Source organism: Metabacillus litoralis (assembly GCF_007994985.1).
Classification (GTDB): Bacteria; Bacillota; Bacilli; order Bacillales; family Bacillaceae; genus Metabacillus; species Metabacillus litoralis.
Map to the genome: position 1 here is coordinate 188,003 of NZ_VOQF01000007.1, position 18,249 is coordinate 206,251.

General features: G+C 35.3%; 15 protein-coding genes, 1 tRNA gene and 1 other annotated feature. All 16 genes read right to left on the reverse strand.

Annotated features, from left to right (window positions below):
• Positions 1-448: 448 nt before the first annotated feature.
• Positions 449-1,738, reverse strand: a complete 1,290-nt coding sequence (tig, locus tag FS935_RS13805; protein WP_146949200.1) for a trigger factor — start codon at positions 1,736-1,738, stop codon at positions 449-451.
• A gap of 263 nt (positions 1,739-2,001) precedes the next feature.
• The gene (locus tag FS935_RS13810) at positions 2,002-3,012 is read right to left on the reverse strand and encodes a tetratricopeptide repeat protein (RefSeq protein WP_146949202.1); all 1,011 of its coding nucleotides are present in this window, start codon (positions 3,010-3,012) and stop codon (positions 2,002-2,004) included.
• Between the two features lie 597 nt (positions 3,013-3,609).
• Positions 3,610-4,206, reverse strand: a complete 597-nt coding sequence (gene leuD / locus FS935_RS13815) for a 3-isopropylmalate dehydratase small subunit (protein WP_146949203.1) — start codon at positions 4,204-4,206, stop codon at positions 3,610-3,612.
• A gap of 138 nt (positions 4,207-4,344) precedes the next feature.
• Positions 4,345-5,772, reverse strand: coding sequence for a 3-isopropylmalate dehydratase large subunit (gene leuC / locus FS935_RS13820; RefSeq protein ID WP_146949430.1), 1,428 nt, complete (start codon positions 5,770-5,772; stop codon positions 4,345-4,347).
• A gap of 153 nt (positions 5,773-5,925) precedes the next feature.
• Positions 5,926-7,038 (reverse strand): 3-isopropylmalate dehydrogenase, encoded by a 1,113-nt coding sequence (leuB, locus tag FS935_RS13825; RefSeq protein WP_146949205.1) that lies wholly within the window; start codon positions 7,036-7,038, stop codon positions 5,926-5,928.
• 22 nt (positions 7,039-7,060) lie between these two features.
• On the reverse strand, positions 7,061-8,611 hold the full coding sequence (locus FS935_RS13830) for a 2-isopropylmalate synthase (RefSeq protein ID WP_146949206.1): 1,551 nt from the start codon (positions 8,609-8,611) through the stop codon (positions 7,061-7,063).
• Positions 8,598-9,629, reverse strand: coding sequence for a ketol-acid reductoisomerase (gene ilvC, locus FS935_RS13835; RefSeq protein ID WP_146949208.1), 1,032 nt, complete (start codon positions 9,627-9,629; stop codon positions 8,598-8,600). The genes FS935_RS13830 and ilvC overlap by 14 nt, the downstream gene beginning before the upstream one ends.
• Before the next feature lie 99 nt (positions 9,630-9,728).
• Positions 9,729-10,244 carry an acetolactate synthase small subunit gene (gene ilvN / locus FS935_RS13840; RefSeq protein WP_146949209.1) on the reverse strand — a complete coding sequence of 172 codons (516 nt, stop codon included), beginning with the start codon at positions 10,242-10,244 and terminating at the stop codon, positions 9,729-9,731.
• The gene (gene ilvB / locus FS935_RS13845; protein ID WP_146949211.1) at positions 10,241-11,962 is read right to left on the reverse strand and encodes an acetolactate synthase large subunit; all 1,722 of its coding nucleotides are present in this window, start codon (positions 11,960-11,962) and stop codon (positions 10,241-10,243) included. The genes ilvN and ilvB overlap by 4 nt, the downstream gene beginning before the upstream one ends.
• Before the next feature lie 104 nt (positions 11,963-12,066).
• Positions 12,067-12,321: a binding site (T-box leader), on the reverse strand.
• Between the two features lie 12 nt (positions 12,322-12,333).
• Positions 12,334-13,239: a branched-chain-amino-acid transaminase gene (gene ilvE / locus FS935_RS13850; protein WP_146949213.1), complete on the reverse strand. Its 906-nt coding sequence runs from the start codon at positions 13,237-13,239 to the stop codon at positions 12,334-12,336.
• Positions 13,240-13,780: 541 nt separating this feature from the next.
• Positions 13,781-13,857 (reverse strand) — tRNA-Arg (locus FS935_RS13855).
• 195 nt (positions 13,858-14,052) lie between these two features.
• Positions 14,053-14,562 (reverse strand): metallophosphoesterase family protein, encoded by a 510-nt coding sequence (locus FS935_RS13860; protein WP_146949214.1) that lies wholly within the window; start codon positions 14,560-14,562, stop codon positions 14,053-14,055.
• A 22-nt stretch (positions 14,563-14,584) separates the two neighbouring features.
• Positions 14,585-15,172 (reverse strand): XTP/dITP diphosphatase, encoded by a 588-nt coding sequence (locus FS935_RS13865; RefSeq protein ID WP_146949216.1) that lies wholly within the window; start codon positions 15,170-15,172, stop codon positions 14,585-14,587.
• Positions 15,169-15,936 carry a ribonuclease PH gene (gene rph / locus FS935_RS13870; protein ID WP_146949217.1) on the reverse strand — a complete coding sequence of 256 codons (768 nt, stop codon included), beginning with the start codon at positions 15,934-15,936 and terminating at the stop codon, positions 15,169-15,171. The genes FS935_RS13865 and rph overlap by 4 nt, the downstream gene beginning before the upstream one ends.
• A 256-nt stretch (positions 15,937-16,192) precedes the next feature.
• Complete coding sequence (locus FS935_RS13875) at positions 16,193-17,272, reverse strand: GerMN domain-containing protein (protein WP_146949219.1); 1,080 nt, start codon at positions 17,270-17,272, stop codon at positions 16,193-16,195.
• 155 nt (positions 17,273-17,427) lie between these two features.
• Positions 17,428-18,243 (reverse strand): glutamate racemase, encoded by an 816-nt coding sequence (gene racE / locus FS935_RS13880; protein WP_146949221.1) that lies wholly within the window; start codon positions 18,241-18,243, stop codon positions 17,428-17,430.
• Between the last annotated feature and the right edge of the window lie 6 nt (positions 18,244-18,249).

Sequence of the window (18,249 nt, forward strand, 5' to 3'; positions counted from 1 at the left end):
TCAATCCGAGCTACCCAAATCTCTCCATGTAGGTAGTAGTTCCTCAAACAGAAATTGTAAAACAGGTATGTATTGCATTTTACCATAAGTAGAGCAATGAGAGGTAGTGATACTACTTTTGTCACCTGAAAAAGGTTACAAAGATGAAGATTGACAAAACAAATAAGCCTCAACTACCCTATCCTGCAAGTGTTCATGATTTTTTAGTAAGAACGGTGATGCATGTTATCTTATTTTATGTATGTAATGGCTTTCTTATATCATTCCCAAAGGAATATATTTAAAACATGGTTATTAAAAGTGATCTATTATATGCAAACTTAAATTTCATACTATGTATAAAATGGAACTCCAGACTTAACGAGTTAGCAATATGTAACTGAACTATTAACAGCCTTATTTGTACAAAACAAGGCACGATCTACTCGCGCCTTGTTCTATAATTATATTATGCAACAACTTTGCTATTTTCTACAAGGAAATCAATTGCTTTACGAACTTTTAGATCTTCCTTAAGTCCATCAGCTGATCCACCTAATGCTTGTTTAACGTTTTCAACAGGCATGTTATACATTTCAGCCATTTTAGCGATTTCTGCTTCTACATCTTCATCAGAAACTTCAATGTTTTCTGCTTTTACAATTGCTTCAAGAGTTAAGTTATATTTAACGCGTTTTTCAGCATCATCTTTCATTTGTGCTTTTAGTGCTTCTTCATCTTGTCCAGAGAACTGGAAGTAAAGCTCTAAATTCATACCTTGCATTTGAAGACGTTGTTCAAACTCCTGCATCATTCTTGAAATTTCATTTTCAATCAATGCATTTGGAATGTCAACTTCAACACTTGCAGCAGCTTTTTCTACTAATGTATCACGTAAGTGGTTTTCAGCTTCTGTCTTTTTAGCTTCTTCAAGACGAGTTCTTGTTTGAGCTTTAAGTTCATCAAGAGTTTCAACTTCTTCGTTAACATCTTTAGCAAATTCATCATCTAAAGCTGGAAGCTCTTTTGTTTTAATTTCGTGAATTTTTACTTTAAATACAGCTGGCTTACCTGCAAGATTTTCTGCATGGTATTCTTCTGGGAAAGTTACTTCTACTTCCTTCTCAGCACCTGTTTCTAGACCAATAAGCTGTTCTTCAAAACCTGGGATAAATGATCCTGATCCAATTTCTAACGAGTAGTTTTCTGCAGCTCCGCCTTCAAATGCTTCACCATCTACATATCCGTCAAAATCGATAACAGTTGTATCACCATTCTCAATTGAACCTTCTTCTTTAACAACTAACTCAGCATTGCGCTCTTGAAGTTGTTTTAACTCATTTTCAATATCTTCATCTGTTACAGTATCGTCAAGTTTTTCAACTTCTAGACCTTTGTATTCACCTAATTTAACTTCAGGCTTTACTGTAACCTTAGCAGTGAAGATTAAGCTTTTGCCTTTTTCGATTTGTTCAACATCAATTTCAGGACGATCAACAGGATCGATTCCAGCTTCGTCAACTGCATTTGGATATGCTTTTGGTAAGATAATATCTAAAGCATCTTGATATAATGATTCAACACCAAAGCGTTGTTCGAACATGCCACGTGGGATTTTGCCTTTACGGAATCCTGGAATAGATACTTGTTTTACTACTTTTTTGAATGCTTCATCAAGTGCTTGTGTGAAGTCCTCTGCAGATACTTCAACCGTAAGAACGCCTTCGTTCCCCTCAAGTTTTTCAAATTTTACTGACATATGTTGTTCCCTCCAAAGATCTATTATGATGTGCGAATAAGTGATAGGTAATTTTTGGCTGCTTGTCCAGTTTGAACAAACTGCCTAGATCATATACCTGTTTTTATGTACGGTAAACAATAACCGGATACTAACCATGCTCAGGATTTCGTAATAAAAAAGAAGGCCTATTTTGCCCACGATAAAAAAGACCTAATTTACGATGATCACTATTTTGCAACCATTTAATTATAACATAGAATATATACCTTTCAACATTTAGCTTATATTTGCATATAAGAAATTTCTTCTATTTGATATATTTTTTGACAGGCTTCCTCTAGATGAGCAATTGATTTATCATACAATTTCTCTATTTCTTCTTCTTCTAACCCAATTCCATGCATTTCATAGCCAACAATTTGTAGAGCTGCTGCCCATAGTTTTGCTTCAGTTGGTTTTGGTAAAAATGGATATAGTACATATAAATGCCTAATCCAGATTTCTTTTACAGCTTCATAAAGAGTAGGATTTTCTATTCCTAGTGTATCGTCTAATATATTTAATACCTTTTTTGTGAAAAGATGATCTGAAATATCTTTCAGATCAGAAGGTATTATACTCATTGATTCTCCAAACTTCGTTACTGTTACTTCTTTGCTTATCTCATTTTCAATCATCAAATGCAATATCATTGTTTTAACCATAGGGTGAGTCATAGGATTTTCCAACAATATCTTTAGTGAGGAAAAGTGTTTATTAATATTTCGATCTCTTAAAGACTCAATATAGGACATTTGCTTTGAGACATCTTCAAGAATATCTTCTATGTACATCGTAGGTTCCTGGTTTTCTTCTAAATCCTCAACGATATCATCTTGATTTTGTGTCATTTTCCTACTGAACTCTAATAATTTGTAAAAATGTTCAGCACTTTCAGCAGGAAGGTTATTTTCTTCTAAAACAGCCTCTATTGTTGCTTGTACTTCTTGATACTCTCTTAATTGAATCAAGATTGTTAAATAAATTTGTAGAACAGTAAAATAATGCCCAATATCTTCTTGAAGCATTTTTTTACAAACATCTTTTGCTTCATTTAACTCACCAAGCTCCATCAAGCAAATGGCCATCCCTAAATAAATTTCTGCCTTATCCTCATTTAATGCTTTTGCTTCTGAAAACATACCAAGTGCTTCAGTGTATTTCTTTTCCTTTAATAGTGCCATTCCTTTATCCAAAAATTTCTCTTTTAAATTCGGAAAAGGGATAACATTTGATCGTTTATCTTCTTTCATATGTGGTCAACTCCAGCAACCTTTGTATGCATACAAGTGTAACAATCCAAGACTTGGAAAACAAGCGCAAGTTCTAACAGTAAATTTAATTTAATTTTTATAACGGTAAACTAAATATATTTTTTAGAAACAAAGTCAGCGATAGTGCTTAATGATGCTTATTATGTAATTTGTTGATTGAAGTTAACAGGCTTGCATAGAGTCTATCGATCCTAGTATAAAAAATACTATTTTATACTAGGAGGTATTTCTTTCTGAAATGAGTTTTGGGTTAATTTATTTTCTTAATAATTATATTTTGTTGTTTAATATTCATTACATGCATTTGATTTTTCACAAAAGTATTTTGAAAGATTTTATTGCAGTTGGATACATTATAGTGGAATTGAGCGGAAGACACTTGACTCCTGCGGGTGTAGAGGAAAGGGTGAGACCCCACAGGCGAAGCCAAGGAGACTCGAGCTTCCTCCCAGGCGAATCTTGTGTCTGGAGCGAAATGGAACGAACTTGTTAATAGTCACAAACAAAAAAATTGAGCTTCATTTTTAAGAGAAGCTCAACAATTAATGAATATCCTTTATTAAATTAACTTTACGCTCATAGAAATGTTGCTTTTCTAGTATCTTCAAATTTCGTGATATTTTCACCATAATTTAACGTTAAATCTATTTCATCCTTACCATATAAAAGCATATCTTTCCAATAAGGATCAACAGAAAAATCTTGTGATAATCCATCATTATCTAAAATCTCTTGATTCTGTAAATCAATTTTCAATTCATAGCCTTCAACATGTGATTTCTGACGTATTAAATCTAAAACAGATTGATCTAAAGCTATAGGTAGAATTCCATTTTTCAAACAGTTTTGATGAAAGATATCAGCATAAGAAGGTGCTAAAATCACTTGAAATCCATAATCTGATAGAGCCCATGGTGCATGCTCACGAGATGATCCACAACCAAAGTTCTCACCAGCAAGTAGAACAGAGGCACCTTTACTTTTTTCTTGATTTAATTCAAATTCTGGATTTTCACTTCCATCTGGAAGGTATCTCCAATCAAAAAACGCAAATCTACCATATCCTGTTTTCTCTATCCTCTTTAAAAATTGCTTTGGAATGATTTGATCTGTGTCAACATTTGCACGATTTAATACAGCTACTTTCCCTGTATGTGTTGTAAAAGGTTTCATATTTCCCCTCCTAAAGTTACTCATTCATAATATAGCTTCTATTTTAGTTTATTTTCGAAAGTCAACAGCAAAGTATATAACATGGTGGCAATTTTTCTTCTTAGATGGATATCCTTCATTCTATACTGCTTCCACAAATTAAAAGGACATTGCACCTTCCTTGATATGACGGACATCTACAAATCTGCCATGTAGAGCCGCGGCTGCTGCCATTGCTGGACTAACTAAATGAGTTCTAGCACCTTTACCTTGTCTTCCTTCGAAGTTTCGGTTAGATGTTGAAGCACAACGTTCTCCGTCTGGTACAACATCGTTATTCATACTTAAGCACATACTACAGCCTGATTCTCTCCATTCAAAGCCAGCTTCTTTAAAAATCACATCAAGACCTTCTGCTTCTGCTACCTTTTTAACCTTTTGTGATCCTGGTACAACCATCGCACGAACAGTTGAAGGAACTTTTAATCCTTTTAGACTTGTAATCACTTCTGCCGCTTGTCTTAAGTCTGTTATACGTGAATTTGTACAAGACCCTATAAATACATGCTCAACTGTAATTTTCTCAATTTGCGTGTTAGGCTCAAGTCCCATATAGCTGTATGCACGCTTAGCTTCATCAACTTCTTCTTCATTAGTAAAGCTAGCAAGATCTGGTGTTTTCTCATCAACACCAACTGACATTCCAGGATTTGTTCCCCAAGTTACCATTGGTGGAATATCTTCACCTTTTAGTGTAATAACTTCATCATACTCTGCACCTTCATCAGTCTTCAACGTTTGCCAATACTCTACTGCTTTATCAAACTCTTCACCTTTTGGTGCATATTTTCGACCTTTAACATAAGAATATGTTGTTTCGTCAGGTGCAATTAATCCAGCTCTAGCTCCTGCTTCAATTGACATATTACAAATAGTCATACGCTCATCCATAGAAAGATTCTCTATAACTTCACCTGTATATTCAATGATAAATCCTGTTCCAAAGCGAACACCATATTTACCAATAACAGCTAAAATAACATCCTTTGCAGTAACTCCTTTTTGAAGCTTACCAGGCACATGAATATTAAGTGTTTTTGGACGCTGTCTCCATAAAGTCTGCGTTGCTAAAACATGTTCTACCTCACTCGTTCCTATACCAAAAGCAATTGAACCAAATGCTCCATGTGTAGATGTATGACTGTCACCACAAACAATTGTTTTTCCTGGTAATGTCAATCCAAGCTCAGGCCCTATAACATGAACAATTCCTTGATCTTCACTTGTTAAGTCTGCTAAGCGAATACCAAATTCTTTACAGTTTCGTTCTAATGCACTAATTTGATTTTTGGCAACCTCATCTTCTATAACAAAACGATTAACAGTTGGAACATTATGATCCATTGTCGCAAACGTTCGGTCTGGTCTTCTTACTTGACGGTTTTTTTCACGTAATCCTTCAAATGCTTGTGGTGAGGTAACCTCATGGATTAAATGTAAATCTATATATATTAGATCTGGTTTGCCTTGTTCTTGTTGAACAATATGCTCATCATAAATTTTTTCAATTATAGTTCTCGGTTTCACGGTCATGGTCTAAAAACCCCCTCTTTGATTGAAAAATGAGGGGCTGACGAAGTAAGTGTCAGGCCCCTCATACAAAATAGGTTTTATAAAAACACTATATTACTTACATTCGTTCGAATAATTAAAAACTACCTTCTTCATTATATCTAAGGTTTACGAATAAGCTTCCATAATGTTTAATATAGCATGGTCATCTGCAAGTGCATTTTTAATTTCTTCAGCCATTTGTTTTGTTGAGGCAGCTTTATTTCCTTGAGCAAGATCTGCTGTACGAGTTCCAGAGTTCAATACATTATCAACAGCTTTTTCAATGGCTTTTGCTTCTTCCTCTAAACCAAATGATTGGCGAAGCATCATCGCTGCAGACAGAATAGTCGCTACAGGATTTGCTATGTTTTTCCCAGCAATATCAGGAGCTGAACCATGAATTGGTTCGTATAAATGTAAACCTGTAGAAGAAAGACTTGCAGATGCTAACATACCAAGTGATCCAGTAATCATTGACGCCTCATCACTTAAAATATCTCCGAACATATTTTCAGTCACAATAACATCAAACTGTTTTGGTGAACGTATTAGCTGCATTGCTGCATTATCCACTAACATATGTTCAAGTGTAACTTCAGGATAGCGTTTTGCTACCTCCTCAGCTACTTCTCTCCAAACACGACTAGATTCTAATACATTTGCTTTATCAACTGATGTAATATGTTTTCGACGTCGTTTTGAAGCAATTTCAAATGCTGATTCAATAATTCTCTCAATCTCAGAGCGCTTATAAAGAAGTGTATCAACAACAGCCTCTTGACCTTCATACGTTATGCGTTCACTCGGTTTACCGAAATACAACCCACCTGTTAGTTCCCGTACGATAACAAAGTCTACTCCATTAACATACTCCTTCTTTAAAGGGGAAGAATCTAGTAAGCTATCGAACGTTGTAATCGGGCGAAGATTCGCAAATAAATCAAGCTCTTTTCGGAGTGCTAATAGTCCACGTTCAGGGCGAAGCTCCATTGGATTTTGATCCCATTTTGGTCCACCAACAGCACCTAGAATAATTGCGTCTGCCTGCTTGCAAATAGCAATTGTTTCTTCTGGCAATGGATTGCCCTTTTGATCAATTGCATCTCCACCGATAAGTCCATAATCAAACTGAAATTGATGGTGAAAATGTTCAGCTACTGTTTTTAATACTTCAACTGTTACATCCACTACCTCTTTGCCTATTCCATCACCCGGTAATAATGCAATTCTTTTCTTCATGTTCTAACCCCCTCCGAGTAATTTATTTTAGTAGACTTGCTTCTAATAATTCATTTGGCATTTCAGAAAGCAATGCAATACGGTTAACTGCATTGATATAAGCTTTAGCTGATGCTTCTAAAACATCCTGCGCCATACCTCTACCACTTGCTTCATGTTCACCAATTTGCATTTTTACATATACTTGTGCAAGAGCATCTCTTCCACCACTATTTGATTGGATACGATAATCAACTAAGTTAATTGTTTGACCAATACAACGTTCTAGTGTGTTATAGATTGCCTCAACACTTCCTGCTCCTGTTGCTGCTTCCTGGATTATTTCATTATCTGCATTTGTTAACGTAATAGTTGCAGTTGGAATCTGTGCCGTACCGTATTGAACTTGTAATGACTTCAATTCGTAGGCAGCTTCTTTACTTGACACTTTCTCTTCAATTAACAGTGCTTTTAAATCATCATCAGAAATTTCTTTTTTCTTTTCTGTTAATTCTTTAAATGCTACGAATAACTTATTCACTTCTTCATCAGAAATCTCATAACCTAATTCTTGTAATCTATTTTTAAACGCATGACGACCTGAGTGTTTCCCAAGAACCATTGAATTTGTAGATACACCAACAAGATCTGGTGAAATAATTTCGTATGTTGTTTTTTCTTTTAAAACACCATCCTGATGGATTCCAGATTCATGAGCAAAGGCATTTTTACCTACAACTGCTTTATTTCCAGGAACAGCCATGCCCGTTAGATTACTAATAAGATCACTTGAACGTTTTGTTTCTTTCAAATATAAACCTGTTTTCGCTTTATAATAATCGCTTCTAATATGAAGAGCTACTGCCACTTCTTCTAGAGCTGCATTACCTGCTCTTTCACCAATTCCATTGATTGTTCCCTCAATTTGACCAGCACCATGTTCAATCGCTGATAGAGAGTTAGCAACTGCCATGCCTAAATCATCATGACAGTGTGCTGATAGAATGATATTATCAATTCCTTTTACATTTTCACGTAAATATGTGAAAATTTCACCGTATTCCTTAGGTGTAATATAGCCAACTGTATCAGGTATATTAATAACGTGTGCACCTGCTTCAATCACCTGTTCAACAATCTCAGCTAGGTAAGGTAATTCAGTTCGACAAGCGTCCTCCGCTGACCATTGAATAATTGGGAAAAATTGAGCAGCATATTTAACAGAATCAACTGCTGTTGAAATAACCTGATCCTTTGTTTTCTTCAACTTATATTCTCTGTGAATTGGAGAAGTTGCTAAGAACACATGAAGTCTAGGTTCTTCTGCATATTTTAATGCTTCCCACGCTGCATCAATATCTCCTTTAACTGAGCGAGCAAGACCTGTTACAGAACTATTTTTTACAGTTTTTGCGATTTCTTGAACTGCTAATAAATCACCTTTTGATGTAGCAGGAAATCCTGCTTCAATAACGTCCATTCCGAGTTTTTCTAGCTGTTTCGCAATCTCAAGTTTTTCCTTTACATTAAGGTTCACACCAGGAGATTGCTCACCATCACGGAGCGTTGTATCAAATAGGTTAATTTTTCGCACTCACACTCACCGCTTCTTTCTGTTTTTGGTTTGATTTTACAAATGGCATCATTGCACGTAATTTTTTCCCAACTACTTCAATTTGATGTTCATTTTCATTGTTATTGATTGCATTGAATTGAGGACGATTTGCTTGGTTTTCTAAGATCCAATCTTTAGCAAATTTACCATTTTGAATATCTTTTAATACTTCTTTCATTGCTTCTTTAGAACGTCCGTCTACAACTCTTGGTCCTGAAACAAAGTCACCCCATTGTGCTGTATCAGAAATTGAATATCTCATTCCTGCCATACCATCTTCATACATTAAATCAACGATTAGCTTTAATTCATGTAAACATTCGAAATAGGCAACTTCTGGTTGGTATCCAGCTTCAACTAATGTTTCGAATCCTGCTTTTACTAATGAAGTTAAACCACCACAAAGTACTGCTTGCTCACCGAATAAATCAGTTTCTGTTTCTTCTTTAAATGTAGTTTCAAGAACACCCGCACGAGCTGAACCTACACCTTTCGCGTATGCTAATGCTTTTTCTTTTGCAGTTCCAGTAACATCTTGATAGATTGCGAATAATGCAGGAACTCCAGCACCTTGCTCATATGTTCTTCTTACTAAGTGTCCTGGACCTTTTGGAGCTACTAGGAATACATCAACATCAGCTGGTGGTACGATTTGGCTGAAATGTACATTGAAGCCATGAGCAAATACTAATGAATTACCAGCTTCTAAACCAGGCTTAATTTCTGCTTCATACACCTTTGCTTGTTGCTCATCTGGAAGTAATACCATTACTAAATCTCCAAGCTCTGCTGCTTCAGCAACTGTTACAACATGATGACCATCTTCAACTGCTTTATTAAAAGAACCACCTTGACGTACACCAACTACTACGTCTACTCCACTTTCTTTTAAATTTAATGCATGTGCATGACCTTGTGAACCATAACCAATGATTGCTACTTTTTTCCCTTGTAATGCTGCTTCGTTTACGTCTCCGTTATAATATACTGTTGTCATGTATAATCTCTCCCTTAATATGATTTATGATTTTTATAGTAGATCTATTGCTTTATATGAATCTTTAAACCTGGTTTCAGGCAAGATTACTAACTGAATTTAGACGATTGAAATTGGCACTTCTTTGGTTGTTCTTTGAGTTCCACGAGTAAAAGCAGTTGTACCAGTTCTAGCAATTTCTTTTATGCCATAAGGCTTTAATAAATCAATTAGAACTTCAATTTTTTCAGGCTCTCCTGTCACTTGAACAACTACACTTTCACGACTAACATCAATGACTGATGCTCTAAATGGTTGAATAAGACCTTGAAGCTCCATCCTTGTAGCAGCAGTTGACATTACTTTTATTAAAGCAAGCTCTCTAGAAACAATTGATTGTGAAGTAATATCCGTTACCTTTAATACATCAATTTGTTTATTGAGCTGTTTTGTAATTTGTTCAACTTCTTTTTCCTCTGAAACATTTACCACAACTGTCATTCTAGAAACACCTTCTGTTTCAGCATGACCAACAGTGATGCTTTCAATATTGTAATGCCTTTTTGTAAATAAACCTGTAATTCTATTTAAAACACCAGTTTGGTTTAAAACTGTTAAAGAGAGAATTCTTTTCATAATTTCACACCTACCATTTCATGTAACCCTTTGCCAGAAGCAACCATTGGATAGACGTTTTCATCCTTAGCAACATGAATATCTAGTAATACTGGCTCATTAGAAGTGATGGCTTGCTTTAACTTCTCTTCCCAACCTTCACTATTTTCAATACGAACACCAGTTATACCGTATGCTTCTGAGATTTTCACGAAGTCAGGTTGTGTAACAAACTTAGAATGAGAGTATCGTTCTTCGTAAAATAACTCCTGCCATTGTCTTACCATACCTAGTGCACCGTTATTTAAGATAACAATCTTAATAGGTAGGTTTAATTCATGAATTACTGACAATTCCTGCAGTGTCATTTGGAATCCACCATCACCTAAAATAGCAACAACTGGTGTTTCTCTATCTGCTAGTTGTGCACCAATTGCTGATGGTAAGCCAAATCCCATTGTACCTAAACCACCAGATGTAACCCATTTGTTAGGATTATTAAAATTGTAATATTGTGCAGCCCACATTTGGTGTTGCCCTACATCGGTAGTTACAATTGCTTCACCATTCGTCCATTTATGAATAAGCTCTAAAATATATTGAGGCTTTAATTCTGTATCACTTTCTTTATAAACCAATGGAAATTCCTTTTTATTAGATGAAACAAGTTCATTCCATTCTTCATTATCACCTTGTTTGCCATCCTGCTTTATTAGTTGCTCTAAAGCAAGCTTTGCGTCACCTACAATCGGGATTGCCGTCGGTACATTTTTCCCAATTTCAGCAGGATCGATATCAATATGGGCAATCGTTGCTTTTTTGGCAAAATGCTCTAAATTACCTGTTACACGATCATCAAACCTTGCACCAACACTAATTAATAAGTCACAGTCATAAAGTGCCATATTTGCTGAGTACGTTCCATGCATACCAGCCATTCCTAAAAACAATGGATGATCAGATGGAAAGCCTCCTAATCCAAGAAGTGTATTAGCAACTGGAATTTGCTGTTGCTCCGCAAATTTTGTTAGTTCATTAGATGCATCAGCATGTAAAACACCTGCACCAGCTAAAATTACTGGCTTTTTCGCTCTACTTACTGCTTCTACTAATTTACGAATTTGTAAATAATTCGGTTCACTATTTGGTTGATAGCCTGGTAGATTAACAGGCATATCATAACTAAATTCACCTTCAAATATTGCAATGTCTTTTGGAATATCTATTAAGACAGGACCTGGTCTGCCTGTAGTCGCAATATGAAATGCTTCTTTTATAATTCTAGGAAGTTCACTTACTTCACGAACTTGGTAGTTATGTTTCGTGATAGGAGTTGTAATTCCTATAATGTCAGCTTCTTGGAAAGCATCTGATCCAATCACAGATGTTGCAACTTGACCTGTAAAAACAACCAATGGTAAGGAATCAATCATTGCATCTGTTAAGCCAGTCACTAAATTTGTCGCACCTGGTCCACTTGTTGCGATAACAACACCAGGCTTTCCAGAAACACGTGCATATCCTTCAGCAGCGTGTATACTTCCTTGTTCATGTCGGGATAATACGTGAAACACTCCTGAATCATAAAGACTATTATAGATTGGTAAAACAGCACCACCAGGATATCCGAAAATTACCTCTACCTTTTCCTGCTTAAGTGCTTCTATTAGCATCAAAGACCCCGACATTGTGTTTGTACATTTGGCAGCTGAGTTATTCAACTGTACATTTGTACCCATTTTCTTTCCTCCCTTAGCAGGCTCTTAGCCTTTGTTTTTTTTGATATAAACTGCATATAAAAAACCTTCCCACCCCTCATAAGACTCCACATTATTTTGTGTGCCAAAGGGGCAAAAAGGTTAATAAACTTTTCGCGGTACCACCCTTCTTCATGGTCAAATCATATGACCACCTTACGAACAGATAACCTGTTCCCTTTTGTAACGAGTACCGAAGAATGGGACTCGGTCAATCCTACTAAAAATTCGGATTAACACTCAGAGGTGAGTTCACCTATGGGAGTATCACCGGCTTCCACCTTTACCGGCTCTCTGTAGATACTTGACCAAAGACTACTTATCCTCTTCATCGTTTTACTATATGATAGCTGTTAGCTTACATGAAGATTTTGTGGGATATTCTCCACCTTAACGCCTTCTTTAACAACTTTTTTACGAAATGCCTCCAAAAGCTTCTTGGTTTGTTCACCTGGTATTCCTTCACCAATGATTCGACCATCCACTTTTACTACAGCAATTACTTCTGCGGCTGTTCCAGTTAAGAAAACCTCTTCAGCTGTATAAACATCATGTCGAGTAAATGGCTCTTCACATACCTCGTAATCCATTTCTTTCGCAATATCAATGATCGCATTACGTGTAATTCCTTCAAGAGCACCTATATATCCAGGGGGCGTTAATAACCTCCCGTTTTTAAAAATAAAGACGTTATCAGCAGATCCCTCTGCAACATAACCTTGATCATTTAACATTAACGCTTCACTTACGTTTGCTAAATGTGCTTCAATCTTAACTAACACATTGTTCAAATAATTTAGAGATTTAACCTTTGGACTTAAGACATCAGGTCTGTTTCTCCTTGTAGCAACTGTCACAATGTCAATCCCGGTCTCATAAAGATGTTTAGGGAAAATTGAAAGTGGCTCAACGATAATTACCGTATTTGCTCGTTTACAGTTATAAGGATCTAAACCTAAGTCACCTGTTCCACGAGAGACAACTAACCGAATATACGCATCGCTTAAACCATTTTTTTCAACAGTTTTAACGACTAATTCTGTGAGTTCATCTTGTGTGTATGGAATAGTTAACAAAATTGATTTAGCTGATTGATATAATCGGTCCATATGTTCCTTCATCCGAAATATATTCCCACTGTAAACTCGTATTCCTTCAAATACTCCATCACCATATAAAAAACCGTGATCATAAACTGATATTTTTGCATCTTCTTTCTTTACAAAATCATCGTTTAGAAAGATCCACTGATCACCCATAAGAGCACGCCTTCCTTTATATAAGTTGGATCTGTTAGATCATTGAACATTATGATAGTTAAAAGAAAACTTTTACTTCAAAGAATTTTCTACACTTTTTCAAATGTTCGTATAACTTTATTTGAACTTATATTACGCTCAATAAATCTAAGTGTCAACAGTGTTTTACGAATTATTTGACTATTTAGATTTATTGATTATTTTGTATACGCTTTCATTGTTGGTATGATGGGAAGAGCTCTATTTTTAAAAAAATAAAGAATTTTTTAAAATCCGCACGTGTGGAGAATTGCAGATAATGGAATTATATTGAGGGATTTCTTTGGGGTAATAAAAGAATACACAAAACAGAATTCTGATATCCATATATTACAACTGAATGGGCAACAAGAAAACAAACTTGGCATAAAATCTAACATGAAATATTCAACCAAACATAGGACATCCAAATAAGTATAGTTTCATGCACTTTTTAGTTTTCGGTTTAGATCAACAAAAAAACCTTCTATTTTTCCAATAGAAGGTTTGAGTATGTAATATGTGGCGTCCCAGGAGAGATTCGAACTCCCGACCGACGCCTTAGAAGGGCGTTGCTCTATCCAGCTGAGCTACTGGGACATTTAATATTGCCTTATTAATATCTGATGATTTTCATCGACATTTATTATTATATTTCTCCTTCATATAAAAGTCAATACTTTAAAGAATTTTTATTAAATTGTTTTTAAAACTTATTTACCTGGGAGAAAACGAACTACACTTTCACCCAGGTAGAAACGGTAAAAGATCCACAACCAAGCATTAAAACAGCCACTAGATCATAAAATCATTTGACAATTCTTGTATCTCTTCTCCGCTTACATCAAAAAATTTAACATTTGCATGAGAATCCTCAACTTCAATTATTACATAGGTTTTCTGTCTCCGTTGTATTGGAAGCCTAATACTACCCGGATTGATAAATAAAATCCCATCAATTAATTCAGCAGCAGCAACATGAGAGTGTCCATAGCAAACAATCTTAGCATTTACCTCTTCTGCTCGATATTTCAAGCTCATAAGGGTAACTTTTACATTGTATAAATGTCCATGTGTCATATAAAGCGTTTGGCCATTTAGATCTTCAATTATTTCATTTGGTAAATCAGATCCAAAATCACAATTTCCTTTTACTCCTTTGAATGAACTTAATTGTGGACTTGTTGAAGATAACTCTGAATCTCCACAGTGTAGCATTAATTCCACTTCATCCTCATGTCTCTTTTTAATGATATCAACTTCTGAAGTTAAACCATGACTATCACTTAATAGTAAAACCTTCATGAAATTCCCCGCCTTATTTAATTTAGCTTATCAGTTCGATAAGCTTCTTAAGTGCATCTGAGCGATGACTAACTTTATTTTTTTCTTCTTTAGAAAGCTGTGCCATCGTTTTATTTGAATTTTGCAAAATAAAAATAGGATCATAACCAAAGCCATTTTCACCTGTTGGGGTTTCAGCTATAAAGCCTTCACATGCCCCTCTTACAGTTTGAACAACATGTCCAGGGGTAGACAATGCTAATGCACAGATGAATCTAGCTGATCGTTTTTCCAATTCAGTAATAGCACTTAATTCTTTCAGTACCTTTTCCATATTAGCTTGATCACTTTTGTCAGTACCAGCATAACGTGCTGAGTAAACACCTGGTTGACCATTTAAATAGTCAACTTCTAAACCTGAATCATCAGCTATTGTTACCATCCCATATTGCTTTGAAATAGCTTCTGCTTTTAATATTGCGTTAGCTTCAAACGTACTACCTGTTTCTTCAACATCTATTGCATCAGGATAATCTAAAAGAGATTGTACTTGATAACCTAAAGGAGCTAGCAATGCTTCAAATTCGTTTACTTTACCTTTATTTTTTGTTGCAATAATTATTTTGTTCACTTGTTTTCGCCCTGCTTTTTTATATTTTCTTCAACAATTAGGGAAAGATCTCCAAGTGCTTCTTTTTGAATTTCAATAAGTGACTTAATGCCATTTTCCGCCAAATCGAGCATATTATTTAATTGTTGACGTGTAAATGTTGCTTCCTCTCCAGTTCCTTGTACTTCAACAAGTTCTCCCTGAGAAGTCATAATAATATTCATGTCCACTTCCGCTTTTGAATCTTCTTTATAATTCAGGTCTAATATTTCACCATGCTCCCGATCAACACCTACTGAAACTGCTGCAAGATAATCAGTTATAGGTAAAGTCTTCAATTTACCTTCATCAAGTAATTTTCCAAGTGCAATTGTCATGGCCACATACGCACCAGTTATTGATGCTGTTCTTGTTCCACCATCAGCTTGAATCACATCGCAGTCGATCCAAATCGTTCTTTCACCAAGCTCTTTTAAGTTCACAACTGAACGTAATACTCTCCCAATTAAACGCTGTATTTCCATTGTACGTCCTGTTATCTTACCTTTAGATGATTCTCTAATTGTTCGTTGTTCTGTTGCTCTAGGGAGCATAGAATATTCTGCAGTGATCCACCCTTTACCCTCACCACGCATAAATGGAGGAACTCTGTCCTCAATACTAGCGTTACATATTACTTTCGTTTCACCTACGGATATTAAAACCGAGCCTTCTGGATGAATAACAAAATCCTTACGAATATCAACTTTTCTTAACTCATCATCACGTCTTCCATCATGTCTCATTTAAATTCCTCCAAAAATTCAATTTGTTTTTATATGTATGTCTCGCACTATTAAATCTAACAATTGATTAAAACAAATTAGTGAAATTACAGATCATGGTGTTCAAAAAAACTACAATAGTCATCAGCTTCTCAAGACCGTAATTGGGTTTGGATTAATCTTTGGATTCAATATTGCAATAAAAATTAAATAAGAGGTAGCTTTTTATAAGCATACCTCTCTTTACCCTCTATATAGTATATCAAAAACAAGTAAATTAAAAACTACCTGTATTTACTTTTGCTGGTCTTGTTACAGGTTCTGTTAGTTTTTCACCGTTTTCGTTAATTAACTCTGCCTTTCCATTAACTGTAACTGCAACACTTTCAATTCCCTGTTGCTCTGTTAATGTTAAAACAAGTGATTGAAGTGCTTGAGATGAAACAATTTTTTGTTCTTCATCAAAACTACCATAAATAGATTCATTAAAATCAAGAGTAACTTTTCCATCAGCATATTTTGGTGCACTTAGCAGCTTTACGCCTTCTTGAAAATCACTCATTAAACCTAAAGATTGTGAAGGACCCTCTACAAGCTCTTCTACTGCTGATACAATTGGATCTGTTTTTTCGTTACTCACTCGTTTTGTTACAGGTACATAATATTGCTGACCATCAGACTCTGACATATAATAAACAGTTAAAGGATGAGTATTCGTTATATCAACAATGTCACTTGAATCATGGTTAATTCCATCAGCTCTACTAACACCTTCACCTATTGGCGTACTATTAACAGGCATTTCCTTTTGTTCATGTCCATTCACCCAAATCTTCACTTTTTTCACTGAATCAAATTGAGTCAATGTCCAAGTAATAGCTTGAAGAATTTTTGCTTCATCCTCTTTGTTATAATTGTTAAACTCTTTAGAGAAATCTGCAATTGCTGTGCCATCTTCTTTAATATTTACTCCTAGCACTATAGTATCTTGAGGTAATACAGCTTTAAACCCATTTGGTAGTACATTAGAAACAGGCCCACCTTCAACTAAATATTCTAAAGATTGTTTAGCAATACTGTCTGTTTTAGGCAAATTCATTGTATAAGGCACAACAAAACCACTTTTATCAAATAAAAACAATTGACTAGAAATTGTTTCTACTGCAGCATCCTCTTTTCCATCTTCTCCTACAGCTGTTCCTTCACCCTCAATAAGTTCCCCATCTTCCGTAAAGGTTACATCCTGTGGTGGATCAATTTCCTTTGTTGCTTTATCTGCATCAAATAAACCACAACCAGATAGTAACATAGATGAAGCAAGAACAGTAACAGCAATCTGTTTGTTGTATTTAATCATTTCCAATCCCTCCAAAGGCAGTTTGTACTACTATGTATACGAGCTATTATTCAAATTAGACCGATTTTTTGTACAAACTTTTAGAGAACAGAAAATTAGCGTAAATAAATAAAAGCACAGTGCTATTACACACGGTACTTTTTATAATAATCATATTAATAGTTTTTAGTAGATTCTAACGATATCGACTTTACATGTAGGATCGGTTGTTCAAATAATTTAGAGGCAATCTTTTCAAATAGTTGCTTAGGACCTGTTGTCAGAAATTTATGTTCTTTTTGACTAGTATCTTGATTGAGTAACTTTTTAAACGACAATATCGTACTCACTTCTCTAGCCGTTTCATCTCCTGAACAGATGATTTTTACTGCTTGTCCCATATATTCTTCTATTTGCTTTTGTAAGATTGGATAATGTGTGCATCCTAAAATAAGTGTATCAATATTACTTTGCTTAAAGCTAACCAAAGAATTCTCAACAATATCGTTTGCCTTTTGACCTTCAAAATTGCCACTCTCAACAAGAGGTACAAATTCTGGACAAGCTAATCCTTCAACACTTAATCCATTGTTTAACGTTTTAAGAGCTGTTTCATATGCTGCACTCTTAATTGTATTAACTGTTCCAATTACACCAATATGATCATTTTTAGTTACTTTTATAGCTGTTCTAGCTCCTGGTAAAATAACTCCGATAACCGGAATATCTATTGTGTCCTGAATTTCTTGAAGTGCAATAGCTGTTGCTGTGTTACATGCAATTACCAGCATTTTTATATGATGATGTTCAAGTAAGTAGTTCGTCATTTCCCAAGTAAACCGAAGAACTTCATCAGCTTCTCTTGGTCCATAAGGACAACGAGCTGTATCACCTAAATAGATGATCTCTTCTTTTGGTAACTGTCTCATGATTTCTTTTGCGACTGTTAAACCACCCACTCCAGAATCAATAACACCAATCGGTCTTTTCAAATTATC